The organism is Streptomyces bugieae, from assembly GCF_036352915.1.
GTDB lineage: Bacteria > Actinomycetota > Actinomycetes > Streptomycetales > Streptomycetaceae > Streptomyces > Streptomyces endophytica.
Window position 1 is genome coordinate 90,582 of the sequence record NZ_JAZBJP010000006.1, and the last position, 25,962, is coordinate 116,543.

General features: G+C 68.5%; 28 protein-coding genes and 4 pseudogenes. 16 read left to right on the top strand and 16 right to left on the bottom strand.

Translation table 11 applies throughout. The annotated features are described in order from the left end of the window. Positions 1-519 precede the first annotated feature (519 nt). The 3 genes from V2J85_RS14525 (at position 520) to V2J85_RS14535 (ending at position 2,451) form a co-directional block, all read left to right on the top strand. Complete coding sequence (locus V2J85_RS14525; protein ID WP_330821810.1) at positions 520-1,251, top strand: SDR family oxidoreductase; 732 nt, start codon at positions 520-522, stop codon at positions 1,249-1,251. A 30-nt stretch (positions 1,252-1,281) separates the two neighbouring features. Beyond that, positions 1,282-1,728 carry a cupin domain-containing protein gene (locus V2J85_RS14530; protein WP_261958222.1) on the top strand — a complete coding sequence of 149 codons (447 nt, stop codon included), beginning with the start codon at positions 1,282-1,284 and terminating at the stop codon, positions 1,726-1,728. A 243-nt stretch (positions 1,729-1,971) separates the two neighbouring features. Continuing rightward, positions 1,972-2,451 carry a VOC family protein gene (locus tag V2J85_RS14535; protein ID WP_261958221.1) on the top strand — a complete coding sequence of 160 codons (480 nt, stop codon included), beginning with the start codon at positions 1,972-1,974 and terminating at the stop codon, positions 2,449-2,451. Positions 2,452-2,710: 259 nt separating this feature from the next. On the opposite strand, the pseudogene V2J85_RS14540 reads toward V2J85_RS14535, so the two are convergent. After that, positions 2,711-2,850, bottom strand: a pseudogene (locus V2J85_RS14540) (IS630 family transposase); the annotation flags it as partial. Between the two features lie 54 nt (positions 2,851-2,904). Here V2J85_RS14540 and V2J85_RS14545 point away from each other — a divergent pair. After that, positions 2,905-3,390, top strand: coding sequence for a hypothetical protein (locus V2J85_RS14545; RefSeq protein WP_330821811.1), 486 nt, complete (start codon positions 2,905-2,907; stop codon positions 3,388-3,390). 407 nt (positions 3,391-3,797) lie between these two features. On the opposite strand, the gene V2J85_RS14550 is transcribed toward V2J85_RS14545, so the two are convergent. Then, positions 3,798-4,223 carry a MarR family winged helix-turn-helix transcriptional regulator gene (locus tag V2J85_RS14550; protein ID WP_330821812.1) on the bottom strand — a complete coding sequence of 142 codons (426 nt, stop codon included), beginning with the start codon at positions 4,221-4,223 and terminating at the stop codon, positions 3,798-3,800. A 54-nt stretch (positions 4,224-4,277) separates the two neighbouring features. Continuing rightward, complete coding sequence (locus V2J85_RS14555; RefSeq protein ID WP_261958218.1) at positions 4,278-5,159, bottom strand: NmrA/HSCARG family protein; 882 nt, start codon at positions 5,157-5,159, stop codon at positions 4,278-4,280. Positions 5,160-5,255: 96 nt separating this feature from the next. On the opposite strand from V2J85_RS14555, the gene V2J85_RS14560 reads away from it, so the two are divergent. Together V2J85_RS14560 and V2J85_RS14565 are read left to right on the top strand one after the other, a co-directional pair. Continuing rightward, positions 5,256-5,744, top strand: a complete 489-nt coding sequence (locus V2J85_RS14560; RefSeq protein ID WP_410011393.1) for a MarR family winged helix-turn-helix transcriptional regulator — start codon at positions 5,256-5,258, stop codon at positions 5,742-5,744. Between the two features lie 95 nt (positions 5,745-5,839). After that, positions 5,840-6,097 carry a hypothetical protein gene (locus V2J85_RS14565; RefSeq protein ID WP_330821813.1) on the top strand — a complete coding sequence of 86 codons (258 nt, stop codon included), beginning with the start codon at positions 5,840-5,842 and terminating at the stop codon, positions 6,095-6,097. A gap of 158 nt (positions 6,098-6,255) precedes the next feature. On the opposite strand, the gene V2J85_RS14570 is transcribed toward V2J85_RS14565, so the two are convergent. Then, the gene (locus V2J85_RS14570) at positions 6,256-7,569 is read right to left on the bottom strand and encodes an MFS transporter (protein WP_330821814.1); all 1,314 of its coding nucleotides are present in this window, start codon (positions 7,567-7,569) and stop codon (positions 6,256-6,258) included. A 309-nt stretch (positions 7,570-7,878) separates the two neighbouring features. Then, a complete protein-coding gene (locus tag V2J85_RS14575) occupies positions 7,879-8,217 on the bottom strand; it encodes a hypothetical protein (protein ID WP_261958215.1) in 339 nt (112 codons plus the stop codon). On the opposite strand from V2J85_RS14575, the pseudogene V2J85_RS14580 reads away from it, so the two are divergent. After that, positions 8,176-8,280, top strand: a pseudogene (locus V2J85_RS14580) (LuxR C-terminal-related transcriptional regulator); the annotation flags it as partial. The gene V2J85_RS14575 and the pseudogene V2J85_RS14580 overlap by 42 nt on opposite strands. 168 nt (positions 8,281-8,448) lie before the next feature. Here the strand turns inward: V2J85_RS14580 and mdlC are convergent. Continuing rightward, entirely contained in the window at positions 8,449-10,068 is a 1,620-nt protein-coding gene (mdlC, locus tag V2J85_RS14585) for a benzoylformate decarboxylase (RefSeq protein ID WP_261958214.1), read from the bottom strand. 237 nt (positions 10,069-10,305) lie between these two features. Then, a complete protein-coding gene (locus V2J85_RS14590) occupies positions 10,306-11,283 on the bottom strand; it encodes a Gfo/Idh/MocA family protein (protein WP_315975516.1) in 978 nt (325 codons plus the stop codon). A gap of 511 nt (positions 11,284-11,794) precedes the next feature. On the opposite strand from V2J85_RS14590, the gene V2J85_RS14595 reads away from it, so the two are divergent. After that, complete coding sequence (locus V2J85_RS14595; protein ID WP_261958213.1) at positions 11,795-12,775, top strand: alpha/beta fold hydrolase; 981 nt, start codon at positions 11,795-11,797, stop codon at positions 12,773-12,775. Between the two features lie 478 nt (positions 12,776-13,253). Next, on the top strand, positions 13,254-13,430 hold the full coding sequence (locus tag V2J85_RS14600) for a hypothetical protein (RefSeq protein ID WP_261958212.1): 177 nt from the start codon (positions 13,254-13,256) through the stop codon (positions 13,428-13,430). On the opposite strand, the gene V2J85_RS14605 is transcribed toward V2J85_RS14600, so the two are convergent. Further along, complete coding sequence (locus V2J85_RS14605) at positions 13,427-14,053, bottom strand: isochorismatase family protein (RefSeq protein ID WP_261958211.1); 627 nt, start codon at positions 14,051-14,053, stop codon at positions 13,427-13,429. The two genes, V2J85_RS14600 and V2J85_RS14605, sit on opposite strands and share 4 nt — an antisense overlap. Before the next feature lie 219 nt (positions 14,054-14,272). Between V2J85_RS14605 and V2J85_RS14610 the strand changes: the two genes are divergently transcribed. Continuing rightward, a complete protein-coding gene (locus tag V2J85_RS14610) occupies positions 14,273-14,755 on the top strand; it encodes a MarR family winged helix-turn-helix transcriptional regulator (protein ID WP_261958210.1) in 483 nt (160 codons plus the stop codon). A 239-nt stretch (positions 14,756-14,994) separates the two neighbouring features. Here V2J85_RS14610 and V2J85_RS14615 read toward each other — a convergent pair whose 3' ends face one another. Then, entirely contained in the window at positions 14,995-15,270 is a 276-nt protein-coding gene (locus V2J85_RS14615) for a hypothetical protein (RefSeq protein ID WP_261958209.1), read from the bottom strand. A 515-nt stretch (positions 15,271-15,785) separates the two neighbouring features. Between V2J85_RS14615 and V2J85_RS14620 the strand changes: the two genes are divergently transcribed. Then, positions 15,786-16,472: an HdeD family acid-resistance protein gene (locus tag V2J85_RS14620; RefSeq protein ID WP_261958208.1), complete on the top strand. Its 687-nt coding sequence runs from the start codon at positions 15,786-15,788 to the stop codon at positions 16,470-16,472. Between the two features lie 600 nt (positions 16,473-17,072). On the opposite strand, the gene V2J85_RS41615 is transcribed toward V2J85_RS14620, so the two are convergent. Continuing rightward, positions 17,073-17,216 carry a hypothetical protein gene (locus tag V2J85_RS41615; RefSeq protein WP_474064962.1) on the bottom strand — a complete coding sequence of 48 codons (144 nt, stop codon included), beginning with the start codon at positions 17,214-17,216 and terminating at the stop codon, positions 17,073-17,075. Between the two features lie 111 nt (positions 17,217-17,327). Continuing rightward, a complete protein-coding gene (locus V2J85_RS14630) occupies positions 17,328-18,287 on the bottom strand; it encodes a LysR family transcriptional regulator (RefSeq protein ID WP_261958207.1) in 960 nt (319 codons plus the stop codon). A 90-nt stretch (positions 18,288-18,377) separates the two neighbouring features. Here V2J85_RS14630 and V2J85_RS14635 point away from each other — a divergent pair, with 90 nt between their 5' ends. After that, positions 18,378-19,232, top strand: a complete 855-nt coding sequence (locus V2J85_RS14635; RefSeq protein WP_261958206.1) for an alpha/beta fold hydrolase — start codon at positions 18,378-18,380, stop codon at positions 19,230-19,232. 346 nt (positions 19,233-19,578) lie between these two features. Here V2J85_RS14635 and V2J85_RS14640 read toward each other — a convergent pair whose 3' ends face one another. Next, the gene (locus V2J85_RS14640) at positions 19,579-20,493 is read right to left on the bottom strand and encodes a dihydrodipicolinate synthase family protein (RefSeq protein WP_261958205.1); all 915 of its coding nucleotides are present in this window, start codon (positions 20,491-20,493) and stop codon (positions 19,579-19,581) included. Positions 20,494-20,564: 71 nt separating this feature from the next. On the opposite strand from V2J85_RS14640, the gene V2J85_RS14645 reads away from it, so the two are divergent. From V2J85_RS14645 to V2J85_RS14660, 4 genes are all read left to right on the top strand, one after another. Then, entirely contained in the window at positions 20,565-21,461 is an 897-nt protein-coding gene (locus tag V2J85_RS14645) for a LysR family transcriptional regulator (RefSeq protein ID WP_261958204.1), read from the top strand. 298 nt (positions 21,462-21,759) lie between these two features. Continuing rightward, the gene (locus tag V2J85_RS14650) at positions 21,760-22,995 is read left to right on the top strand and encodes an MFS transporter (protein ID WP_261958203.1); all 1,236 of its coding nucleotides are present in this window, start codon (positions 21,760-21,762) and stop codon (positions 22,993-22,995) included. Between the two features lie 221 nt (positions 22,996-23,216). Then, complete coding sequence (locus V2J85_RS14655; RefSeq protein WP_261958202.1) at positions 23,217-23,672, top strand: DUF5946 family protein; 456 nt, start codon at positions 23,217-23,219, stop codon at positions 23,670-23,672. A 39-nt stretch (positions 23,673-23,711) separates the two neighbouring features. Next, positions 23,712-23,888 carry a hypothetical protein gene (locus tag V2J85_RS14660; RefSeq protein WP_330821815.1) on the top strand — a complete coding sequence of 59 codons (177 nt, stop codon included), beginning with the start codon at positions 23,712-23,714 and terminating at the stop codon, positions 23,886-23,888. A gap of 20 nt (positions 23,889-23,908) precedes the next feature. Here V2J85_RS14660 and V2J85_RS14665 read toward each other — a convergent pair whose 3' ends face one another. The 4 genes and pseudogenes from V2J85_RS14665 to V2J85_RS14680 all read right to left on the bottom strand — a co-directional run. Further along, positions 23,909-24,310 (bottom strand): hypothetical protein, encoded by a 402-nt coding sequence (locus V2J85_RS14665; RefSeq protein WP_330821816.1) that lies wholly within the window; start codon positions 24,308-24,310, stop codon positions 23,909-23,911. Between the two features lie 21 nt (positions 24,311-24,331). Beyond that, positions 24,332-24,555, bottom strand: a pseudogene (locus tag V2J85_RS14670) (IS5/IS1182 family transposase); the annotation flags it as partial. A gap of 159 nt (positions 24,556-24,714) precedes the next feature. Next, positions 24,715-25,542, bottom strand: coding sequence for an SCO6745 family protein (locus V2J85_RS14675; RefSeq protein WP_261958199.1), 828 nt, complete (start codon positions 25,540-25,542; stop codon positions 24,715-24,717). A gap of 121 nt (positions 25,543-25,663) precedes the next feature. After that, positions 25,664-25,917 (bottom strand): annotated as a pseudogene (locus V2J85_RS14680) (helix-turn-helix domain-containing protein); the annotation flags it as partial. Positions 25,918-25,962 lie beyond the last annotated feature (45 nt).

Consider the following 25,962-nt stretch of genomic DNA (forward strand, 5'->3'; position numbering starts at 1 on the left):
GACGAGCAAGCTGTGGTTGAGCGTCTCCGACAGATCAATGACTACCACGTGATCGTCCTCGGCGGCGGCGCTCCGGGCGAGCACACCCCCTGACCAGCGAAATGGAACGACCTCAGGCATGAAGTCGGCGAGAGCGCGCACGCGGCAGGGCCCGCACACTCGCGAGATGGCAGAGGTGTCCCCCGACGCCTCCTCGTCGCGCTTCCGGCCATTGACCACCTACAAGCCGAATCTCGGGTGTCGAAGCCGACGAAAGGAAGTGCAGGTCCGGTTCAACTTCGATCCGGGCTCCCCTGAGGTGCTCTCCTTGGCGACAATATCGAGTCGCTGAGACCCGGCAGCACTGACCGCAGCCGGCCGCCGGACCGGCCCGTGCCGTCGCATTGGCAGCGATCCGGAGCGGCACTTACGCGTGCAGCGCCACCGGCAAACCCAGGAGCGCACGGGCCAGCGTGCGCCGTGCACTGTATCGCCGCAATCTGGACGCATGACCTCTCGATGCACGGCGAAAGGTGACCAATGAAGTTCGCAGTCATTGGCGGTACCGGTCTGATCGGGTCGCAGGTCGTGAGGAAGCTGAACGCCGGCGGGCACGAGGCCGTGCCGCACTCGCCGTCCACGGGTGTCGACGTGATCACCGGCCAGGGCGTGAAGGAGGCGGTGACCGGAGCCGACGCTGTCATCAATCTGACGAATTCCCCGACCTTCGACGATGCCTCTCCCGCCTTCTTCCAGACCTCGATGGACAACCTCCTGGCCGCCGCCCAAAAAGCCGGGGTGGGGCACTTCGTCATCCTCTCGGTCGTCGGCGGGGACCAGGTGACCAACCTCGCCTACTACCGCGCCAAGGTCTTGCAGGAAGACATCCTCAAGGCCGGGCCGATCCCCTATTCGATCGTCCGCGCCACCCAGTTCATGGAGTTCATGGGCGCCGTCATGTCCTGGACCACCGAGGGCGACACCGTCCGCCTGCCTAGCACCCCACTCCAGCCGATCGCTGCCCAGGACGTCTCCGACACCGTCGCCGAAGTCGCCGCCGGTACCCCTCTGAACGGAACCCTCAACGTCGGCGGGCCCGACGTCCGTCCCCTCGACGAACTCGGCCGGATCACCCTGAACGCCCGCCCCGACGGCCGCACGGTCGTCACCGACGACACCGCCGGCATGTTCGCCGCTGTCGACGGCGATGTGCTCACCACCCATGGCGACGCACGCATCGCCCCCACCCACTACACCGACTGGCTCACCTGACCCGGCCGACCCAGCACTGGAGACCTCGCCATGTCGAACAACGAACAGGCAGCAGGCGGCGCCGGGAGCCAACCGCGCTCAGAAGCATGGAAGACGGCGCTCACCGTGCTGCAGTCGGCGAAACCGCCGTTCGTTCCGGAGGGGGCGGAGGCAATGACGGTTATCGTCGAGTTCCCTCCCGGCGATCCCGGCACCCCTCCGCACCGCCACTCGGGACCTGCCTTCGGCTACATGCTGGAGGGGGAGATGCTCTTCGAGCTGGAAGGTGAGCCGGAGCGGGTGATCAAGGCCGGGGAGACGTTCTGGGAACCGGGCGGCGATGTCATCCACTACCAGGACGGAAACAACCGGACGGACTCCAGGAGCCGCTTCCTCGTCACCATGATGTGCGCACCGGGTCAGCCCATGCTCACCCTGGTCGACGACGAAGAGCTGGCCCGCCGCCGGCACCTGCGCGCTCCTCGTCCAGGCACGTGACCTGCCGCTGGCAGCCGGGACTGACCGCGATGAGCTGTGGGGCGTCGCCGCAGTGCACCGGAGTGAGCATGTAGCTTTCCGCTCCTGAGCGGCGACATGGCAAGGCGTGCGTGTCCTTCAACGTGCGTGGTGCCGTTTGCGGCCGCAGGTCATGGCCGCGAATGATCAGTGGTGGAGCGTCGGTCTCCGGTCGTAGGTCCAAAGCCCGTTTCGGCACCTGCGGGCGTGTGCCAGCATCGCCCCATGTCTCACTCCTGGCCCAGCCACCTCGAGGTGGGAGCGGTCCGCTTCGCCCGGCCGACCGCGAACTACGACGACGTTCTGGTCTTCTACCGCGACGTCCTCGGCTTGCCGGTACTCGCCGAATGGCGCGGCCACCACGGCTACGACGGCATCGTCGTCGGCCTGCCAGGCACCCCTGTGCACATGGAGCTCCTGCAGCACGGCGATCCACCCCGCATCCCCGAGCCGCACCCGGAGAACCAGTTGGTGCTCTACCTCCGCGGCCCCGAAGCCGTCGCCGTCGCCGCCCGACGGCTCGCGGAGCACGGGCACAGCCCAGTGCCCGCCGCGAATCCCTACTGGCCGGAACGCGGCGCCGTCCTCTTCGAGGACCCGGACGGCTGGCTGGTCGTACTGGCGCCCTGGGTCTTCGGTGAAGAGCCCCCGCCCGCCGTCCGTGCGAAGGAGCACGGGACCTCGCGCCCGAGTACCGCGCCGTGATGTCGGACTGACCACAACGCTCAACAGGCCAACGGCAGCGCTCAGTCACACTCATCCCACGATGATCGTTTGACGGCACACCGACCCGCGTTCCCCCTCTGACCGACGTACTCGGAGAGGGCCTCAATTCCCTCCCGTCTCTGCGGTCGTAGCGTTGCCGGTGGTCCCCAGCGGCCAAATCCCCAACGGCGAAGTCCACGCAAATGCTGCGCCACACCCACCTCACACAACACAAAGCTGCTCCAAGCCTCCATTGGGGGGGCTGGAGGTTGAGCGGCCCGAACTCATCCATGCAGAATACGGCTTCGGGCTCGCCCTCCTCGGTGTGACCTCGCCGTCGGCGATCGCGTAGAGATGCTTCGTGGCGTACTCGGGGTCGTGTGGGGCCTGCCAGGTCTTTGTTACGTCGTGGTGCACGGTAGTGCCGTCCGCCCGCCGTGCAGGATGGTCTCCATGAATGCTCTCTTCGATCTCCCCGAGCCCCGTCGGGTTTTGCTGGGCGAGTACCCGCTGTGGGACGAGGCTCTTGCCCTCGTCAATCGGGATCTTGCGGTGACCTTGCCAGACCAAGGACCTCTGCAACTGCAGGGACTCCCCCCGTACAACGAGGGCGAGGCCGAGAACGTCTACATAGCCCTGGCCAACGGCGAGTGGCACGGCAATGTCTTGGAACCGGACTCGGCGGACAACCCTGTCCTCGCCTTGATGGCAATCGCCGACGCCGCGCAGGAGACTGTCACCGAGTGTCTGTGGCAGGCATGGCCTCTGTGTGACGAGCACAACCTCGGCATGCATCCGCGCGCGGCAGACGGGCAGCCCTCCTGGTGGTGCGCGGGCGGGAACCGGCGCGGACCGGCTCACATCCGTGCGGCCGTAGGCGGCCTCGACAGCCCCGTCAGCCCACGCCGGCCCCACTGCACACGCCGACGTGAAAGCTGATCGTCTGCTTCACCGCAGCCGCGCAGCATCCGAACGGGCTGCCGTGACATGAGAAGGGCCACGCCGGTTGGTGTTGTTGTGACGCCATACCTGGCCCGCACCAACCTGTCTCGCCGTGAATCTGTTGCTGGCCGCGCTTGCGTGATGGCTACGGGCACATGCGGATACGCCGCGTGGTTGGACTGGCAGCACCTATCCGGGTGCATGTGAGCCCAGGCAACCCTGGAACGGCCAACCGCCGGCTTGCCTGATGCAGGCGTCGTTCTGGCCCGTGAGGGAGAATGTCGGCTTGAGTCGGTCACTTGGGTGGTGTCGCCGAGTACTTCACTCGACGGATGAGCGTCTGATGTGGCACGGCTGAGCGCATCAGTTGGCGGGTGGGGCGAAACTGGGCGTTCCGCGATGGCTCATGGCGTGGAGGCGACGCCCATCGCTGTGTCGAGGTTGCGGGTCATGCGTTCGAGGACGTGGACGGCCGTGCAGTACTCGTCCTGGGAGATGCCGGCGGTGGAGAGTTTGCGGAACGCGTCGACGCGCTCGGCGACGTGGGCCAGGCGCAGACGGCCATCGGGGGTGAGGGAGAGCCGGTCCGGTGCGGGACGAGTCGCCCAGTCATCGACGAGCACGGCGTCAATGGCGGCGGTCAGCGTGGGGATATCGGCGTTGGCGGAGAGAGTGGACAGTACCTCTGCGTCGGTGACGCGAGGGGTGTCGTGGATGACGTTGAGGACCTGCCAGGCGATCCGGGTGAGCGCGACCTCCGCCAGCATGTCGTTCATGTGGCGGGTGAGGGCCTTGTCCGTGCGGTTGAGCCAGTAGCCGATGGGTTTCACGATGATGCTCCTTCATTGAGTGGCAAGGGTGGGGGTGCGCTCTTGGTTGGGGTCTCACTGATTCGCCGGGGCGGGGGCCAGGAGTGCGGACCATTCCTGGTCGGCGGCCCAGTCGGCGAAGCTGTGCCAGCCGACTTCGGGGTAGTCGCGTCGCAGCCCGGCGACGTCGACATCGAGGCCGGCGGTGGTGAAGTACTCGAACATGGCGGCCAAGTCGGCGGATCGGGAACGGACATGGGCGAGCGGGACCTCTTGGTGAGCGATCGGCCGGTCGGTGGCCACCGCGAGGATCTCGGCGATCTGGCCAGGGGTGCACTCGTCGGAGGCGATGTCGAGGCGACGGCCGGCGAACTCGTCGCGGCGCTGGAGGACCAGCGCCGAGAAGGCGCCGATGTCGGCGGCGGGGATGAGCGTGAGGGGCCGGTCGGCAGGCATGGGCCAGGCGAAGGTGTTGTCGCGCAGCCCGTCGAGGGTCCAGCCACTGGCGTAGTTGTCCATGAATGCCGCCGGGGCGATCACGGTCCAGGGCACGTCGGCTGTGTGGAGGTACTGCTCGACCAGGTACTTGCTCTCGTAGTGCGGGACCGCGGTGCCGCGGTCGGCGTGGGCGGCGGAGGTGAGGACGATGTGTCCGAGGCGGGCGGCTGCCGCGGCGTCGACGAGGGCCTTGCCCTGCCGGGTTTCGGTGGTGGTGTCGGTGCCGAACGGGGTGGTGACCGCGAAGAGGGAGTCCGCCCCGGAGAGGGCGACGTCGAGGGAGGCGCGGTCGTCGAAGTCGGCGTGGCGCACGTCGGCTCCGAGGCCGCGCAGGGCGTCGGCGGCGGGCGAGTCGGGGCGGCGGGTGAGCGCGCGCACGTGGTGGCCCGCGGCCAGTAGAGCGCGTGTGGTGGCTCCACCCTGGGCTCCGGTGGCCCCGGTGACGGCGATGGTGAGCATGGTTCCCCCAGTGGATAGTATTGGTGCGCGACGCATTCACTGCGTCGCGCAGTGAATACTACGCAGAGACTGCTGCGCCGCGCAGCGATTTGGAGTGTGATCCAGGTGACAGACGCACGCCGGGACCGGCTGCGCGAGGAGCTGTCGATGGAGTCGCGCCGCTATCTGGCGGCGTATGTGCTGTTCAACCAGGCTGTCGCCGATCATCTCGGGCTGCACCCGACTGACGTGCAGTGCCTGAGCCTGCTGACGGCCGACCCCGGGCCGCGCACCGTGAAGCAGATCGCCGAGATGACGGGTCTGACCACGGGGTCGGCCACACGGCTGGTGGACCGGCTGGAGCGTGGTGGCTATGTGGTCCGCGCGCCCGACCGGCAGGATCGACGCCGGGTGCTGGTCACGCCCGTGCCCGAGCGCATCGCCCGCGTCACCGCGGTGTGGGACGACCTTGGTCCGGCGTGGCAGTCGCTGCTCGACGACCACAGCGAGGCCGAGCTGGAGGTGATCGCCCGTCATATGCGACGGGCGTACGAGCTCAGCCACACCCAGATGCAACGCCTACGATCCACGCCGAAGCCAGACTGAGCCCTCCAGCGGCACCTGACTGGGAGAACGCACGACTTCACCCAATACACCAACTGAAAAGCTCAGCCCCGCCAGCTCGGGCGCTCACTCGCCAGGTGAAGCACTCAGCCGCAGGTGGCTGGTGCTGCATCGGCGAAGGTGAACAGCCCGGGCTCTGGTTCGGGTTCGGGTTCGGGCTCGGGCTCGGGCTCGGGCTCGGGCTCGGGCTCGGGCTCGGGCTCGGGCTCGGGCTCGGGCTCGGGCTCGGGCTCGGGCTCGGGCTCGGGCTCGGGCTCGGTGAGGATGCCGCGGGCCACCAGGCGTTCCAGCTTGGCGCGGGTGTTTTCGGTGTGCGGATCGGGACTGTGAATTGAACCACCACGGGATGTGCCCGGCCGCGCAGAACGTAAGGCGAGGAGACCTATGTGCCGGGATCGTCGCCCCAGAGTTCTCGCTGAGGTTGCGGGTTGGCGAACGCCAACTCCCAGGGAACGAGTGGCTGTGACAAGCACCTTCGATACAAGCCCAGGCCTCACAGGCTCTGCCGGGCTGCACTCGTGATCTCACCGCGGCTCGGAGACTCCGCATCATCGCCACCAGCGTTCGGCTCGGCGTCCCGGTCTTGCCCACCATCAGGCCAGGTGAGACCTCGTGCGAAGTGAGCCCATGCCGCCAAGACCATGCAGGCGGCGATGATTCCGCCAAGCGTCATGACCATGGACGGGGAACTGTGGTCCACGACGACTCCGCCTGTCAGGGCTCCAAGTGAGAAGGTCGCTTGGAAGGAGGCGGTGAACAGCACTGAGGCGGCCTCGGGTGCGTGCGGTGTCGCTTTGGCGAACCATGTCTGGGACGAGACGGGAACAGCCCCGTAGGCGACACCCCAGACGATCAGCAGAGCCACGGCGCCGATCGCCGAGCGGCCCAGGATCGGCAAGAGCAAGGTGACCACCGCGATCAGGCCGGCTGCCAGGCCGAAGACGGCACGCGGTCGGCGGGTGACCATTGCACCGCCCAGGAAGTTGCCGGCGATCCCCGCGGCGCCGTAGATCAGCAAGAACAACGTGATCTGCTGGGAGCTCGTGTGTGTGACCTGTTCCAGGAATGGGGTCACGTAGGTGTACGTCCCGAAGTGAGCCAACACGACGAGGAATGTCAGCAGGAGCGCGAAGCGGGTGTTCACGCCGCGGAACATGGCGCGCAGGACGCTCAGCCGCGTGCCCCCGGCGGGCGGGGGTGCCGGCATGGCCAGGAGCAGCATGATGAGTACCCCGATGGTCAGGGCGCCCATGACGACGAACGTCACCCGCCAGCCTGCCAGATCACCGATGAAGGTCCCGGCCGGGACACCAAGCACGGAGCCCAGGGGAACTGCGGAGAAGATGACTGCGGTCGCTCGGCCAACGGATTCAGCGGGTACCAGGCGTTCGGCCAGTCCGGCTCCGATCGACCAGAAGCCGCCGATGGTGATGCCGACCATGATGCGGGAGACCAGAATGAGCCAGTAGTTGGATGCGGCAGCGGCCAGGAAGTTGGCCATGGCCAGCAGGGCCATGAACACACAGAGCATGAGGCGGCGGTCGAACCGTGCGGTCGCCACTGTGAGCAGGGGTGCGGAGACTGCTGCAAGGAGTCCGGGCATGGTCATCATCAGGCCGGCCATCCCGTCTGAGATGGTGAAACTGGATCCGATCGATGTGAGCAGACCAATCGGCAAGATCTCAGTCGTGACGATCGAGAAGAGTCCCAGCATCACCGAGGCGACGGCCAGCCAGCCGATGAGAGGCGATCGCGTCGGCAATCCGGTATCGCCGGAAGGAGTGGTGGCGGTGGTCGTCGAGGCCATGAATTCCATCCTGTGAAGCGCCAGTCATTGTGTGATCAATTCACCAGGTTCCACGCCTCAGGGGCTGGTAATTTTGCGACATCATCTTTGTCGGCAGGGGTAATGTCGCAGAACTGCCATTCCGATCCTCTGCCCTGCACTGCTGGTCAGGAGCTTGAAGGGAGGGGGGGCTTTCCGCCCTCGATCCGGCTCGCTCGACTCCACAGCCATCGGCGACTTGAGCAAGTAGGCTCCCAAGCCGCTCAAGAAGACGTCGCCGCAAATGAGGCTGGCAGCGTTGTTTCTGGCCGCTCAGGCGGCCGCTGCCTTCTACGAGTATCCGCCGTTGGCGCTGACGCCCTTCTGGACGCAGCACAGGGCGATGTCCAGCGCGCCTACTCCCGACCCGCCGAGATGTTCGGGAGCGGCCACCGGGCCAGCGGAAACCAGCGGAACCTCAGCTTTCTGACACCCGATCTGGTCCACCTCGCCCTGGCACAGGGAGACCTTGCGAACGCACAGCGATACGCCGCCGCGCAACAGCGCGCCGACCACAGCGGCGGCCCCAACCAGCTCGGTGACGCCTACCGCTGTCAAGGCTCGCTGAGCGAGGACCCCGATCTGCTCATGGAAGCGCTCACCCACACCGAACGCCTCGTTGCAGAGCACGTGGCCGAGGGGTGTTCCCCTCCCGAGATCGCATCTCGGCTGTCCATCGCCCGAAGCACCGTCACCACCCACGTGTCCAGCATCCTCAGAAAGCTGGCGATGACCTCACGGGGCGACATCGCGGCGGAGGTGACCCGCCGGCAGAAGTTTGGGTGGCGCCTCGTAGCGGCCCCATGGACGACGGTGGCACGGGCGCCGACGCCGAGGGCGTTGCTCTGCTGGTTGGTGGGCTCAAGCCAGGCGTGGGGCGACCTTCTTGACCTTGTTCGTCCGGACGTTGATGAGGGTCGGGCGTTCCCGGTCGTCGACTCCGGCGCGGAGCATCTCGGCGACCTGGTCGGTGTCGGTGGCTTCGTGGGCGTCGATGCCGTAACTCGCGGCGGTGGCCACGATGTTCAGATCGGGCAGGTCCAGGCCGGGAACGCCGGTGGTGCTCTCGATGTCGGCGAACTGTTTGAGTACTCCGTATTCCTCGTTGGAGGAGACGACAATCGTCAGTGGGACCTTGTAGCGGGCGGCGGTCCACAGGGACGTGATGGCATAGTGCATCGACCCGTCGCCCATGAGGGCGAGCACCGGGCGGTCCGGGGCACCGAGTTGGGCACCGACAGCGGCGGGCAGCCCGAATCCGAGGCCCCCGCCGACAGCGGACATGTGGGAGAGGGAAGCGCCGGGCCGTACGAATGACGTGATCGGGATTTCGTTGGAACCGGCTTCGGTCACGAACAGGGCGTCCGCCGGAGCGGCGTGGCCGACAGCCGTCCACAGGTCCGCGGCCTGCATCGGGACTTCGGCCCGTTCCGGACGGGGTACGTCGGGCCTGGCCTTGGGGGCGGTGCGCGAAGATTCGGAGATCTCGCCCAGCACAGCCTCCACCGCGGCCCGGACGTCCGCCACGTAGGCGTCGCCGACGGGTGCGCGGGCGGCTTCGTCCGGGTCGCTCGTGATGTGGATGAGGGAGGTGCCCTCGGGCAGATACGAGCCGGGGATGTAGGGGTAGTAGCGGAAGACCGGGCCGCCCAGCGCCACGACGAGGTCGTGGCCCTTGAGCTCTTCGGAGATCCAGCCGGCGCCGGGCGGGAGCATGCCCTGGTACAGGGGGTGGTTCTCGGGGAAACCGGACAGGCCCGGGAGCGGTGCCGTCCACACAGCGGCCTTGCTGCGTTCGGCCAGTTTCACGACCGGGTCCCAGGCTCCGGCGTGCTCCAAGTCGCCGTGGACGACGAAAGCGGGTGACTTCGCGGCGGAGAGCCGGCCGGCGATCTTCTTCGCCAGGTCCTTGCGGAACCCTCCGGCGTGGATGACCTCGCGGTCCCGGATCACCTCGATCTCCGCGATCTGGGCCTCGTCGAGTTCGTAGGGCAAGTCGTCCATCGGCACGGAGACGAAGACCGGTCCGGTGGGCGGAGACATCGCGACGTGGATGGCGCGGGCGAGGACCGCGGGTACCTCGCTCGCGATGGCCGGCTCGGCGGACCATTTGACGAACGGACGTGGGACCAGGACGGCGTCCTCGTTGGTCAGGAGGCACTTCTGATTCTGCATGACACGACGCTGGTTGCCCGCGATGACAATGAGCGGCGTCTTGTTCAGGTAGGCGTTGTACAGGGCGCCCACTGCATTGCCGAGGCCGGGCGCGGTGTGCACCATCACCAGCGCGGGACGTCCGGTGATCTGCGAGAAACCGTCGGCCATACCGACCGGCACCATTTCCTGCAGCCCCAGGAGATAACGGAAGTCGGTGGGGAATTCCTCCAGCAGGGTCAGTTCGGACGAGCCGGGATTGCCGAACCATGTGTTCAGACCGTGCTTCCTGAGCAGATCGATGGTGGCTTCACGGACGGTCGTCACAGCATGTCCCTTCGCCGCGCACTTGAATCGTCGTTCCCATGAACGTCGGCGATGCACGGAGTTTTGGATCCGGCCGCCGGTCCGAATGCAGAACCGGTAGGGGTATTGATGCGGTCCTTAGTCGCGAATTTAGCAGCGCGCCAGAGAGAAACCCGGCGTACCGCTCGCGTGTTATTCGGTACGTGGGCGCTCGGGAAGCGTCGGCGTAGTGGCTCGCCCGAGTCCTGACGAGCCCGCCTATGAGCCTTGCTCTGCGAGTGTGACCTTCCGGCCGGTCCGTGCCGCCTCTCGGATCCTTTCCAACATGCCCTGCCGCCGGACCGCGTGCCGGAAGTCGGGAACGCCGTCCGTGTCCGGCGCAAGGCTCCCGGTGATCTGGTCGCGCAGAAGCGCGTACTCGTGGGCGACGTTGTAGGCGGGCTCGGCGGATCGCTCGGTCCATTGCGTCAGCGACCGCTGGTAGCGGGGCGGAACCGAAAGTTCGGTCAAGACACCGTCATTGCCTCGGGCGCCGTACAACCGCAGCTGCCCCCACCACCACTGAGCCTGATCGGCCTTGACGACGAGATCGCCCTCCGTGCCGTTGATCTCCCAGTGGAACTCGGTAGCACGGGACGTTCCACCGCGGAAGTGCACAGCGGCCACGGCCCCGGATTCGAGCAGACCGGTGACGGCGATCTGGTCCTCTGCACTCTTGGCCGCGACCGCCCCGCTCGTCACGTGGATGACCTCGGGACGCAGGTTCTCGATGTGAGCCGACACCTCGCGGAACTCCCCGAGCACCATGGCCAGCACGTCGACCGAGTGCCCGAAGGGAATCGACAGCAGCGTGGCGCCGCTCGTGACGTCCAGCAGGTACGCATGGCTGTCGTCGTACGTGGCGCCCCAATAGCCACCCGACCCGAGCATGCTGGTCGACAGCACCCGCCCCACATAGCCCTCGGCGACCAGATCCCGCAGATACCGAAGCGGCGGAGCCGACCGGACCTGCAGGCCCACGGCAGTCAGCACCCCCCCCCTGCGATGCGCCAGGTCCGCCAGCTCCTCGGCCTGCGCGAGATCGGCACCCAGCGGCCACTCGCTGAACACCATCTTTCCCGCTTCGAGCGCAGGCCGGATGAGCTCCAGGTGCTGCGGAACCCTTACCGTCACGACCACGAGATCGACTTCCTCACAGCGGGCCAACTCCTCCGCACTGCTGAAGGCCAGCGGCACCGCATACTTCTGCCGGCCGCACGCGCCGACTCGTCGCTGCTGGCGCTGAGCGCCCGCAACTCGTATCCGTCGAGCCCGGCCAGCGCCGGCACATGGGCGGCGGCCGCCCACCCGCCGCTCGCGCTCAGACCCACCACACCGACACGAATCGGTCCCGGACGAGGAGAAACGGACGTCATATGCACACCCCACGCGTTCGCGGCCTGATCTTCCGCCAACGATCAACAGCCATGTAGGACACGACCTACGAACACCGCAGGGGCCCTGTGCACGGATCGCGATGGCCCGTGGTTCGCAGCCGACGGCAACCTGAGCCGGGGAGTGGCTTGCCCGAGGCGAGCGGACGTTCGCGCAGTGGCACGGTTGCTACGACGGAAAGCCAGTCGAGCCGGTGCTCTACGCACGGCACCGGACGGTCATCGGACCACCCGATTGGAGTGCACGGCCGCGCCTGCCGGTGCGGAGGGGGGAACACTCAGATGCCATAAGTCTCACCGAAAGCGAGAACGCCATGGCAGCATGCCCGGCCCCCGGCTCACGGCGCCGAATACGTCGCACACACGTCATCGCGGCCGGGTGCGCCTTGGCCCTGTGCACGACCGTGGCAGCTCCTGCCGCCGCGGACGGCGGCACGACCACGACCACGGCCAAACCCACCATCGTGCTGGTGCACGGCGCGTTCGCGGACGCCTCCAGCTGGAACGGGGTGGTCGAGCGGCTCGAACGCCGTGGTTACGCCGTCATCGCCCCCGCCAACCCGCTCCGCGGGCTGTACAACGACTCCACCTACATCGCCTCCGTGCTGGACAGCATCAAGGGTCCGATCGTGCTGGTGGGCCACTCGTACGGCGGCTCCCTGATCAGCTCGGCCGCCGCAGGCAACCCCCATGTGAAGTCCCTGGTGTACGTATCGGCACTCATGCCCGACGTGGGCGAGAACGGTATGTCCCTGGCCGCCAGGTTCCCCACCGAACTCGGCACCGCCACGAACTCCGTTCCCTACCGGGCCGGCGGCGTCCACGGGACCGACCTCTACCTCAAGCCCGACAGGCTCCATCAGGTCTTCGCCGCCGACCTGCCGGAGAGCACCACAAGGCTCATGGCGGTGACCCAACGCCCCGTGGCCACGACCGCGTTCTCGGAGAAGGCCAAGGTGGCGGCCTGGAGACACATCCCGTCGTGGTTCCTCGTCGCGAAGCAGGACAAGACAATCAACCCCGACCAGGAACGCTTCGAGGCGAAGCGTGCGGGTTCACACACAGTGGAGATCGACTCCTCCCACGTGGCCATGATCTCCCACCCCCAAGCGGTCACCGATCTCGTCCTCCAAGCCGCCACTGCAGCCGATTCCGCCCGGCCCTCGCTGCCCGCCACGGGGTCTACCTATGACGCCCGGGCCGAGACCGCGCTCACCGGCCTCGCCGCCGCCTCGTTGGTCGGGGGCGCGGGGGCACTCCTCCTGAGCCGCCGGCTGAGGCGCCCCGCGCCCTGACCACGCCGCGGGGACGGACGCGTCAGAGTTCGTCACATGAGGGGTTGGGGTGTGGTTCCAGCCCGCGTTGGAGGTGTGAATGAGCAGCATCAGCGACCGGGCCGTGCTCTGCGTGTTGCTGTTCGCCGAGGTCTGGTTGGCGAGTTGGAGGATGTGGGAGTAGCCGTCGATCCGGTCGGTGGACCCCTCTACTTGGGTGGACACCTCTACCGGAGCCAGCAGGGCCCGAGCGATGCGGGCCAAGGGAAGATCCTGGGGCCGGAATCGACCTGCCCACGGGGGGAGAAAGCGGCCGAACGCAGCGACATCGACGTGCTCTTCGAAGACTGCCGGAGCCGATCGACCTCGAACTCGACCACGCACAGCGCTTGCTCTACTGGACCGATCGCGGGGACCGGGCGCGCGGCAACACCGTGAACCGCGCACCGATGCACCGGCCGGACGGACCGCGTACGCCCGAGAGCGTCCCAGATACCTGATGGAAGGCATCGGCATCGCCCTCGATCCGGATGACAGGCGCATCTACGCGACCGACCTGGGCGGCAGCGTCTACTCGGCCGGCCTCGACGGGTCGGACCGGCGGGAGGTCCTGGTCGCACAGGGCAACCTCACCGGCATCGCGCATGCCGTGCTGCCGGCCGGATCGAGCGTCTAGGCCTGGTAGGCCGCGGAGATCTGGCCGACCAGGACGGCGAACGGCATGTCGAGGGCGGCGTAGGAGGCGCCGGCCTCGGGGAGACCGTTGTCGGCGAGGGCCTCGACCAGGAGGGTGGCGTAGTCGCTGACGATGACACCGGCCTGCTGCATGCGCAGCAGGCCCGCCTCACGCTTGGTCCGGCTGAAGGTGCCGGAGGCGTCCACGGCGACATAGGCGTCGTACCCGGCAGCCGTCGCGGCGATCGCGGGCAGTGCCGCACACACTTCGAGAGACACCCCGGCGAAGATCAGCTTCCGCCGACCGGCGGCCTCGATGGCCTCGCGAACCCGGTCGTCATGCCAGGCATTGACCGTGCTGCGGTCGATGATCTTGTGTCCGGCCGGAAGTGCCTCCACCAGCTCGGGAGTGGTCGGCCCCCACATGCTGTCCGCCGCGGTGGTGGTGACGACCAGCGGGACACCCAGCACGATCGCCGCCCGTGCCATGGCCACCACGTTGTGCTTCAGCTCGCCGACCGGGATGTCCCGGACGCCGGACAGCAGGCCCACCTGGTGGTCGACCAGCACCACTGCGGCGTTCTCCCGGGTGATCGGCTCCAGGAACTTGCTGTGTTCGCTCATCATCCGCTCCTTCGTGATGGAGCCAGCCGATATAGTCACCAATCTTGATAGTCAATTTTAGTGACCTCTTGACGCTACGCCTCGGCCCTCCGGAGCGCAAGCGCCCGCCCCTGCGGGGCCGCCCGGGACCGGGTCGACACCGTCCGAGTCCCTGGACGGAGGAATAAAATCGCTGGTGACCCAGCACAGCGGCGGACGAGCGCCGGGACGGGAGAAGCGTTGAGCAAGCACCACACTGGGGACCCGGACCTCGGCGTGCTCGCCGCCCAGGTCCTCTTCTCCGTTCAGCGCGAGCTGTTCACCGCGCTCGCCGAGCAGGGCTTCGACGACATCCAGCCCCGCACCGGCGCCGTCCTCGCGTACCTGCGTACCGACGGCATCCGGGCCAGCGAACTCGCCCGCGCCTCCGGACAGCACAAACAGGTCATCGGCACCCTCGTCGACGACCTCGAACGCCTCGACTACGTGGAACGCAAACCCGACCCCGCAGACCGCCGCGCCAAACTGATCTACCCCACCGAACGCGGCCTGCTCCAGATGGAGGCCGCCGCCTCCATCATGCGCACGATCGAGCAACGCCACGCCAACGCACTGGGCGCACAGGAGTACGCCAGGTTCAAGGAGGCACTCCGCCGCGTGGCCGGTCTCCAGCGCGAGGCCCGAGCCGACAGCCAGGCGCCGGAACACGGCCAGGGCGGCTGAACGACCAGTGATCACCGCCGTCGTCGAGTGCCCAGACCAGGTCCACCACCCCCAACGGGTATGGCCCGGCGGGGCGTCGGCAGGACGAGCTGGCCCAGGATTGGCGCGCCCGAGGCCGCGCCGGCCAGCACGTCCCGCACTGATCTCCGCCCCCGTCCCCCGTCCCTCGCCCCTCGCCCCTCGCCCCTCGCCCCTCGCCCCTCGCCCCTCGCCCCTCGCCCCTCGTAGCTGACGGTACGTCAAGACACCTCGACGCAAACGGCATCCTGGTCATGGTCCCACCCTGAGTCGACCAGGCCGATCACCTCGACTTCCTGCGGGCGCCCGTCGCACAGCACGACCGCACGGTGCCGGATCTTCGCGCGCAACGTATCCACGGCCTTCTCCGCCCGGTACTCGTTGACGAGGCCCAGATCGGCGGAGAGCGCCACGATCACGCCGATGAGCACAGCGTCGCTGCGCTCGCCGACCACATACGAGCAGCCGATCGCGTCAGCACAGAACCGGACGAGCACGGACGGTGACCGACGGGTGGGTGCCCCGGCACGATCCCGGATGAGCCGACAGCAGCACAGTTCCACCGTCGGTCCCTCTCTGCTCCCGACAAGGGACCATCCGCAGCACTCCGTGCCCTGCCGTCCCACGCGCAACCTGCTTCGGTCAGCCGGCCATGGCCGGCTAGCCCGAGCTCGCCCGACACCGCAGGCCACCCTCCGCAGGGCCGCCAAGTGGACCGGCGGCCCTACCGGACGGCCAGGAAGCTCGCGAGCGTGCCTCCAGCGCGACCGAAGGGCCCGGATGATGCAGAGCCGAGTTCCACCACGCAAGGCTTGCGGGGCCCGGCTTCCAGGGCCCGGCCCAGCGATCACACCGGCGACCACCACTTCCAGGACAGCCATCGCGCAAAAAGCGCTCGTGAGGGTATGTCGCCACCGAAGCGCCCTTCGCCCTTGCCGGGCGATCGCGGGCCGAACGGGTGACGATGGAAACGACCCATCCGACCACATTGCCCCTGGAAGGGTGATCTGGAATGGCATCTCCCTCCGATTCCACCTCAGGCACCGGCCCTCCGCGCCCGGCAGGCACCGGGCCCCAAGACGCCTCCGCCACCGAAACCCTGGGCGCCCTGGCGAACGCGGGCTGGCAGATCGCTCTCACCGCGGGCGTGGCTGCCATCGCGCTGGGCATTGTGGTTCTTGCCTGGCCGAAGGGGACGCTGCAGGTCATCGGTGTGCTCTTCGGCATCTACCTGCTGCTCGTCGGGGCCTTCCAACTGGCCGCCGCGTTCGGCGCGCACGTTCCCGCACATCTTCGGGCGCTGCATTTCCTCGCGGGAGCGGTCTCGGTCCTGCTCGGACTGATCTGCTTCCGTGGCACCCTGCAGTCGATCCTGCTGCTCGCCCTGTGGATCGGCTTCGGCTGGCTGTTGCGCGGCATCATGGTGACGGCCACGGCGGCCTCCGCCCCGGCCATGCCGGCGCGGGGCTGGATGATGTTCTCGGGAATCATCGGCATGCTGGCGGGCATAGCGCTGATCGTTGCGCCATTCGCCTCGATCGCCGCACTCACCCTGGTGACGGGCATCATGGCCATTGTCCTCGGGGTGGTTGAGGTAATCCACGCCATCAGAATGCGGGTCGAAGTCGGCCGTCTCCTTCCCGGCGCTGCGCCCAAGCGGCGTCCCCTGTTCCACTCCACGCCACATCCCCAACACTGATCACGACAGAGGCTCCGACGCCCCGCCCGTGCGGCGTCCGCCACCCGGTGCTCCGCCGCGGCGGAAACCTCGGCAGGACCGTCAAGACGGACCTCATGGGTCGCCTTGTTCATGTTCCCTATAGCCGGGCCGATGCACTCATACATCTGCCGTAGGAGCTGGTCCCTGGTCTCCTGGTCTCGCGTCGCGTCGACGTCGTCGATCTGCCAGGTGACCTCATTGAATGCGTGCGCGCAGTCCATCATCTCCCGGTAGGTGGATCGACGCCGGTCGCGCTGCTCACGAAGGGCCTCTGCCGTCGTGGTTGTCCGGGCCTGGGTCAGCGCCGCGCGCGAGGTTGCCCGCGCGGTGATGTAGCTGGCTCCGAGCGCGGTCAGCGCAGTGAGGACGCCGACCCACAGTCCGCTGTTCGCCATGATCGAGGATTCTGCCAGCCGGCAGTACCGTCGGGACAGCCCGCGCATCGAACACCGGCCGTGATCTGTGACTGCCAGGGAGCTCCCCATCAACCGGCCGGCGGTGGGAAGTCTCACCTGGCCAACTGGCACGAGCCCCGGGGATGGGGAAATACGTGAACTCAGCCCAGGGAACACGTGAGCCTCACGGATCGAGGTCTCGGACGGTGGCTGTTCCTTGCCAGTCGCGGTACGACATGCGGGCGCGCTCGGACCGGCGGCACGCGGCCGCCAGTTCCAGCAGCTTGCCGGGCGTGATCTGCGGTTCGTCGGGGCTGGGGGTGTGCACGAAGGCGGCGTCCCTCTCGCCCAGCCCCCCGGTGGGCGATCCGTTGCGGCAGTACCTGACGCAGTTTCAACAGTGCTGAAATTGCGGCCTGGTCGCCGCCGAGAGCGCCGCTCAGGGCTGCTTCGCGCAAGAATCCCCTACTCGTGTGTGGCCCAACCGCCGGTCGAGCGCGGCACCGACGTCGGGGCAGTTGTTGCGGACGATGTCGAGGAAGGCGCTCAGCACCGGGGAGCGGTCGCGGTCGGCGAAGGACAGGACCAGGTCGGGCAGCGCCGTGCGCGGGGTCACCTCGCAGAACCGGATGCCTGGGCGTGGGACCGACAGCATGCGGGAGGGTCCGAGGCCCACGCCGACCCCGCAGGCGGCCAGGCCGATGATCGTGTGCACGTCCCTGGCGACGGTCGCACCGTCCAGTGCGGCGGTGTCCTCGCCCAGCAGGGTGCGCAGCCCGGCGGTGACCGCGGGCTCGTCCTCCCCCGCAGCCACGATCAGCGGCTGCCGCCGCAGCTGGTCCACGCTCACCGACGCCTGGCCGGCATAGGGGTGCGCGCTGCTGACAACAGCGATCAGATGGTCGTGACCGATCGGTACAGACACCAGGTGCTCGGCCCCGGCGCCCCGTGGCGGTCCGAGGGTGACGGCCACGTCCAGTTCTCCGGCGATGAGAGCGGTGGCACTGCGGCCGGACGCCATCTCGTGCAGTTCCAGCCGTACGTCGGGCCGTTCGCGGCCGAACCGGCCCAGGACGTCCGGCAGCGGGTCGAGTAGCGCGGAGGCGATGAAGCCCAGGCGCAGCCGGCCCGTCTCGCCGCGCGCTGCCCGGCCGGCATCCACCGTGGCCGCCGTCATCTCCTCCAGCGCCCGCCGCGCCCGGGCGAGGAACGCCTCGCCCGCGGCGGTCGGGAACACGCCCTGGCGCGTACGGTCGAACAGCCGGGCCCCGATCTCGCGCTCCAGGTCGGCGATCTGCTTGGACAGCGGGGGCTGTGCGATACCCAGCGCGTGGGCCGCCCGGCCGAAGTGTCCATGCGCGGCGAGGGCGAGTGCGTACCGCAGATGCCGCGCCTCCATGATCCCCCTTTCATACCTGCAAAGTATCGCCAGGCAGTGTGCCAGGTCTTCCCATGGATGCCGCTGCTGTCGCCGACTGGGATGGGAACCATGACGCCCTCCCTGAACACCGATGTGAACAACACCGTCTTCGTTCTCGTCCACGGCGCCTGGCACGGCTCGTGGCAGTGGGCGGCGACACAGCGCGCGCTCGCCGGTCTCGGCGCCGCGGGCGTGGCCGTCGACCTGCCCGGTCACGGCTTCGACGCCCCCCTGCCCACCGGGTACCTGTTGCCTGGCCGGCCCGGTCTGCTGACCGAGAGGTCGCAGCTCGCCGACGTGACGATGGACCACTGCGCCGATGCAATCCTGGACACGCTGCGTCGGGTCCGCCGCTACGGCCGTGTCGTGCTCGTCGCCCACAGCGCGGGCGGCGGCCCCGCCTCTCTGGCCGCGGAGCGCGCGCCCGAGCTGGTCGACCGCATCGTCTACCTCTCTGCGTTCGTCCCCGCCGGCCGCCCCCGGTTCTTCGACTACCTCAGCGCCCCCGAGAGCGCCACCGCACGAGGACAGAGCCTCAGCCTCGGTGATCCCCAGGCGCTGGGCGCCGTACGGATCGATCCGATCTCGTCGGACCCCGCCTACGCCGAGGAGCTGCGGCAGACCCACTACCACGACACGCCCGCCGACCGCTTCGACCGCTGGCGCTCCGCACTCAGCCCCGACCTGCCGCTGGCCGTCCCGGCGACCCCCATCACGCTGACCGCAGCGCGGTGGGGCCGTATCCCCCGCACCTTCCTGCGCTGCGCGGAGGACCGGGCGCTGCCGCCGGCCGCACAGGACCTGATGATCGCGGAGTCCGACCGGGCCATAGCGGGCGAGCCGTTCACCGTCCACACCCTGCCGGGAAGCCACAGCCCGTTTGCCGCCCGGCCGCGGGAACTCGCGGAGGCTCTGGTCCGGTGAACGCTCGATGGCGCGGACCTCGGCCGCCAGGGCGTGGGGGACCATCCCGGAGGTTGACCCGGCCGCCTGTCCCGCGGTCCGGTCCATGCTCCCGTTGCACTGCACTTCGTGATGCTCCGTCAGCGGACCGACCTCGCCGCTCCAGCGCTGCCCGTGGTGGGAGCCCTCCATGTCGTACGTGGCGAACGTCAGGGTGCCGTCGGAGGACAGGCATGGCGCCCCCGCCGGCCGGTCGGCCGCCCGTGCCGCGTGACCGCCTGGGCCGGGCACGACACCGACCCGACACCGACAACGTCGGGCAGGTCCGCACTTCCTGCGGCGGCGACGATGGCCGCGAGAGCCTGGTTCAGTGAGCCGCCGTTGCAGGAGCGCCGCTGCCGGCCAGGAGCGCCGCTCGACGGACCGAGCTCGTGGAGGCTGCCAGCAGCGGCATCCGGACGGCCGGGCTGGGAATGCGCCCCTGGGCGTGCAGCACTCCCTTGATGACTGTGGGGTTCGGCTCGGCGAAGAGCGCAGCGGACAGACGGGACAGCTCGGCTCCGAGCCTGCGGGCGGGTGCGCCGGAGCCGCGACGCCACAGCGAGATGAGTTCGGCGTAGTCGGCGGTACGGAGATTGGCCGAGGCGAGAATTCCACCGTGTGCGCCCGCCGCGACGAGGGGTGATATGACGACGTCGTCGCCACCGAGCACGGCGAAGCCGTGCGGTGCGCAGGCGAGCAACTCGACCGTGGTCGCATCGATCACACCGGTCGCGTGCTTGACCCCGACGACCTCTGGTAGGCGGCCGAGTGCCGCAAGCGCGTCGGCGCTGAGCGTCTGCCCGGTGCGGTAGGGGATGTCGTACACGATCAGAGACATGCCGCCGTGGTCGGCCAGCGCGGTGAAATGCGCCAGTGTGCCCGCTTCACCGGGACGGATGTAGGGCGGCGCGGGAACCAGCGCCGCGGCTACGTCGCCCCTGGTCGCCAGCTCGCGCAGCGACTCGATGGCGGTGGCGGTGTCATTGGTGCCGACCCCGACGATCAGCGGGGCGCCGTGTTCCCGGCAGGCGGCTGAGCAGACGTCCACCACAGTTCGCTTCTCCTCCGCGGTCAATGTGGCCGCTTCCGCGGTGGTGCCGAGGGCGACGATCCCGGAGGCGCCCGCCGACAGCGCCTCGTCGGCGAGTCGGGCCAGCGCATCGGGAGCCACCCGCAGATCGTCGGTGAACGGAGTCACCAGGGGGACGTACAGGCCTGTGAAATTCGGATCGGACTTCATGCTCCCACCCTTGCTCATGCCGATCCTGTAGGTCCATTGCCGATTTCTGCCGAGATACCTAAGCTGAACTTATGCTCGATGTGCGTCGCCTCTACCTGCTTCGCGAGTTGGACCGGCGGGGCACGATCGCCGCCGTGGCCGAGGCGCTGACCTTCACCGCATCAGCCGTCTCCCAGCAACTGAGTGTGCTGGAACGCGAGGCAGGCGTGGCCTTGCTGGAACGCAGCGGCAGGCGTGTGATCCTCACGCCCGCCGGCCGGTCCCTCGTCGCACACGCCGATGCCGTGCTGGAACGCCTGGAACTGGCGGTCGCCGAACTCGCCAGCGCGCGGGAGGGCATCGGCGGGTCGCTGCGCATCGGGACCTTCCCCTCCGGTGGCCACACCATCGTTCCCGCCGCACTGGCCGAGCTGGCCCAACGGCATCCCGCGCTGGAACCGATGGTGCAAGAGATCGACTCGGCACGCGTCTCCGACGGCCTGCGAGCCGGCGAGCTCGACGTGGCCCTGGTCCACGACTACGACTTCGTACCCGCGTCACCGGACACCACCGTGGACGAGGTGCCCCTGCTCGAGGAACCCATGTACCTCGCCACCAACACCGCGACCAAGACCACCAGCCGCGGCAACACGCTGGCCGAGCTGCTCGGGCCGTATGCCGAGGCCCCTTGGATCACCGCGCGGGAAGGCACGACGGGTCACGCGATGGCCGTGCGCGCCTGCCAGGCGGCCGGGTTCCAGCCGAGAATCCACCACCAGGTCAACGACTTCCGCACAGCGCTGGGCCTGGCCGCCATCGGGCAAGGGGCAGGATTCGTACCGGAAATGGCCACGGCGCATCCCCCCGCGGGCGTGGTGTTGACCAAGTTGCCGTTGTTCCGTCGATCGAGGGTCGCCTTCCGCGCGGGCGGTGGTACCCATCCGGCGATCGCCGCATTCGTGGCCGCGGCAAGAGCAGCGGTGGGCTAGCGGCAATTCTTCACCCTGCCGGCTCCGCACAACGTGATGATCAAGCCGGCCCACTTGATCACCCGAGTTCTCCGTTCTCGCCGCGTGTGACTCCTCCCGTTCTCGTCGCGTGTGGCTCCTCCCGTTCTCGTCGCGTGTGGCTCCTCCCGTGAAGCCCCTGGGCACGCTCTTCACACGCGCATACGCGCTGAGCCTGCCGAAGATATTCCGTTGACCGAGGGACATCCGAGGCAGGAAAGTGTCGCCCTGGTCAAGACCAACGGCATACGGGGGACGGTGAGCGGTGGCTGGCTCGGGCATGGCCCACGACCTGCAAGTCAAGGAGACCTCGTCTGAACTGCCGCTGTGGGCAGCGGACTTCCGGCTGTTCTTCACCGCCCGCACCACCTCTCTGCTGGGCGACGCGATGCTCCCCGTCGCGATCACCGCCGCCGTGATCCGGGCGGGATACGGAGCGAGCGGGGTGGGCTATGCGCTGGCCGCGCTCGTAGCCCCGTTCGCAGCACTGATCATCTTTGGTGGGGTGCTGTCCGACCGCTTCGGCGCCCGACGGCTGATGGTCATCTCCGACACCGTCCGACTGTGCTTCCAGGCAGTGCTCGCGCTGCTGTTCCTGCTGGGTACGCCACCACTGTGGCAGATCCTGTTGCTGCTGGCCCTGGTCGGGGCAGGTAGCGCACTCTTCCAGCCGGGAGTCGCCAGCATCACCCCGCGTATAGCCCAGGACGTACAGAAGGCCAACGCCACCCTCCGCATCTCGGAGTCCGTCACTGCCGTCATCGGCCCCTCGCTGGCCGGCCTGCTGCTGGTGGTCTCCTCACCGGCAACGGTGGTCGCCCTCGACGCCTTGACCTATGCGGTCAGCGGCACCTGCCTGCTCCTGCTCCGCTCGGTCCCGATGGGCCCGGCCGCGCGGGACGGCGCCTCGTCGTTCCGGGCCGATCTCGTCGAGGGATGGCGGGAGTTCCGGGCCAGAACCTGGTTGTGGAGCGTCATCGTCGTCTTCATGCTCTGGCAGTTGGCAGGCGCCGGCCCCACCATGACCCTCGGCAACAGCACGCTGGTCACCGACTACGGGGCACCGACGTTCGGCCTGGTCATGTCGTCCCTCGGTGCGGGAAGCGTGGTGGGTGGAATCGTCGCGATCAGGCTCCGCCCACGGTATCCACTACGGGCCGGCGCCCTCTCGATGATCCTCTGGGCGCTCATGCCGTTGGGTGTCGCTCTCGGCCTCCCCGCGCCGATCATCGCCGGGTGCTACGGGGTGAGCGGCGTGGGCATGGCGTTCTGGATCGTCATGTTCCACACGAGTGTGCAGACGCACATCCCGCAGGACGTCCTCGGCAGGGTGCACGCGTACGACGCGGCCGGCTCGCTGGTGATGAAGCCCGTTGGGCAGGCGGTCGCAGGGCCGCTTGCGGTCGTCGCAGGCACGGCGCCGCTGCTGTGCGTATCCGCGTCCATGGCGCTCGTCGCCTGCGCCCTGCTGCTGGCAATCCCAGCCGTGCGCGGCCTGAAGCGCGTGGAGCGCTGAGCCACCGGTCCCCCCAACTACTCAACAGGTACGCGTGATGTCTGTCTCGGCCGGAGTTCCAGCTGACGTTCGTGACCGGCGCGGCTGAGGCCGGCAAAAGGAACCGGGTCACAGCTGATCTCCATTGCAGCGACGGGAGACCGCCCAGCCATGACAATCCCCGAAAGTCAGCTGCAGCACTACGCTCTATCTCAACGATCAAGAAGGAGAAAGGAGGAGGCATGAAACCCTGCGCGGAGTGCGGTGTTCCCATGAACTCGCGATCCTGTGACGACCTGTTCCAGGCCTTGCTCGCGTTGGACCACGCGCGGCAGGAACCGTGGGGGCCGTTACACGGTGTCTCAGTCTCGTGCTTCTTGCTCCAGCACCCCAGCCAACTTCCCGCCGACGATGGTGCGATGGCCTGGACGCTGCTGCACGCATATCTCGAAGGCGGCCTCGATGAAGTGAACCAGCTTGTCGATCAGGCTCGCCTTGGCAACTCCCATCGCGTGAAGAACATCCCTCCACGAGTCGTCCGCGACGTGGCCCCGCCACGACGGGACGCGCCGCCATCGCGTTTCTCCGTCACGATCGAAGATGTCGCTGTCGACGGGACGTTCCCCGCCGAAGGGTTCGCGGAACGCGTCAAGGCCTGGGCTGCCGCCACGGTCGACGCATGGAGCCGCAGCACATGACCGCAAGACTGTGGGCTCGCCGAAGAGCGGGCCCACGGCATGCCTGACGGAGCCGATGCCGCCGCTCGGGTCGACCGCGCGGCGCCTACCACTCAGGCACCGGCACTCCCCTGCGCTCCCCCGTCCGCGCACGTCATCGGCATCGTCATCTTCATCTTCATCGATCTCACGGACGCGTACTCGTTCAGCCACCCGCACAGCCTGACGGCCACGTGACACCCAGGACCGGCGGCGCGTCAATCACTCCTGTAGACCTGCCACCGCCGGTCTGTCAGTGCTCGGATCAGTTCGGCGTCGTACTGAGCGGCGTGGAAATGGAATGCTGGGGGCCGCACCTTGCCCACGGGCACCTGCCAGTCGGACCACTCCACCATCCCGCCGTGCCGCTGCACGAACACGGACAGGTAGCCACAGCATCCGCCCGTGCACTCAGGCTCGCCCAGCACTACACGTCGCCCCTCGCCGGTCGCCCAGAGGGGACCGTGACCGTCGGCGGGCAGTGCCTCCTTCGCAAACGGGCCGCGGCCTCCCTCTCCCACCGCCTCTGCCACCACTTCCTCGCCGTTGATCCGGACCTGCAACTGGGCAGCCCAACGGAAGCCCGGTGGCAACACACTGACCTCAAGCCGATGGAACACCCGAGCACCCTATGTGGTGCCGTCGTAGCGCAGCCCGAGGCGCTTGAAGCACAGCAACCAGGAGATGCTTCGTTCGACGACCCAGCGGACTCGACCGAGGTGGCTGCTGGACTCGACGCCGCGCCGGGCGCCGGGCGCCGGGCAATGCTCACCTTGATTCCACGCTGGCGCAGGTACGGGCGGCAGCGGAGGTAGTCGTAGCTCTTGTCGGCATGCAGCGTGTCCGGACGACGCCAGGGTCGGCCGGATATCGAGCCGGACCACGACGACGACATCGCACGGCTCGTCGGCACCGGGATGCGGCCAGGAAGTCGACGGTCGGGTCGAGCCCCGCGGGCGCGAACACCGCGCCGACAACTCGCCGTACCGGACGGCGGGCTCCTCGTCCCGTCAGTCGCTGCTCGTCACTGCGACCCCGCGGCCACCAGCGTCGCGGTGATGGGTTCGAGCTCGGCGACCAGCTCGTCGAGCTCGGCGGGAGACAGCGCGTCGTACGGCGGGGCGGCGAGCTCGTCGGTAAGGGCTTCGATGCGTTGCTTGGTCTCGCGGCCAGCGTCGGTGAACCGGCCGTCGGCGTCGACGAGCCCGCGCTCGCGCAAGCCGTCCATGACCGCGGCCAGCCGTTCCTTCGGCAGGTGATGGAGGCGCCCGAACGACTCCGGCGGGTGGATGCCCCGTGCCAGCGCGTCGAGCACATGGGCCTCCGTGCCGCCGATGCGCGCGCCGACGAGAGCGGCGACGTGCCCGTCACCGCGGTGTTCGCGCAGCATGGTCGCGGAATGCCACAGCCGGGCGACCGGGTCGCTGGGCACCGGAAGGGTGCGCATCCCGGCGTACATCACCCGACCTTCCGTGGGCGCGCTCGTCGCGGCTTTGGTGGTCAGGTCGGCGGCGCGCACCAGGCCTGGGGAGTCGGCCAACTCGTCGCCGAGGATCCGCCGTACGGAGGCCGCGCTGCCCCGCTCCCGCGCGGCGACGGACGCCTCGGGCGGGATCGTCTCCCATGCGCTCGGGATGTGCCGCGCGGCCTCCCCGTCGGCGAAGCTGTAGAAGGCCGCGTGCACGACCTGTGCCGGCACCCGCCCGAGCGGCGCGGCGCGGCTGGCGAAGTAGCCGTCCCAGTAGGTGCGGTGGCCGAGCGCGGCCAGCTCCTCGTTGCACTCGTCGGCGAAGTAGGTGACCAGGCAGATCGGCTCCAGGAGCTCGAACATGCGGCGGGCGGTGTGCGTCATGGCCTACATCATGCCTGTGGTGACGCCCCGTGGAGCGGTACGGGCCGCTGAAGCGCGTTTCCGGAAATTCTGTCGGTAACCGGGCGGGAACCAGGGGCTGGTCCAGGGGGTTGCAGTGGCCAGGAGCTGGCCGTTCGAGCAACGCGGCGGTCCGCGCGGGCAGTCGCCGGCCGCCAGCCTCGGTCGCCCGCTGCGGGGCCGGTCGGCCAGACCGGTCACCCCGCAGGCATGGAAGAGGCCGATCCGGCGGCGCACCGTGGCCGGGTCGTACTCCACCGGTACGGCGATCTGTGCAGGTGACAGGCCGTGCAGCGACAGCAGCACCATCACCGCCCGCACCACTGTCCGGCCCCGGCCGCGCAGTAGGCCGCGCAATCGCTGGCATCTCCCTCAACCGGCCGGGGGCCTCGCTCGTCACGG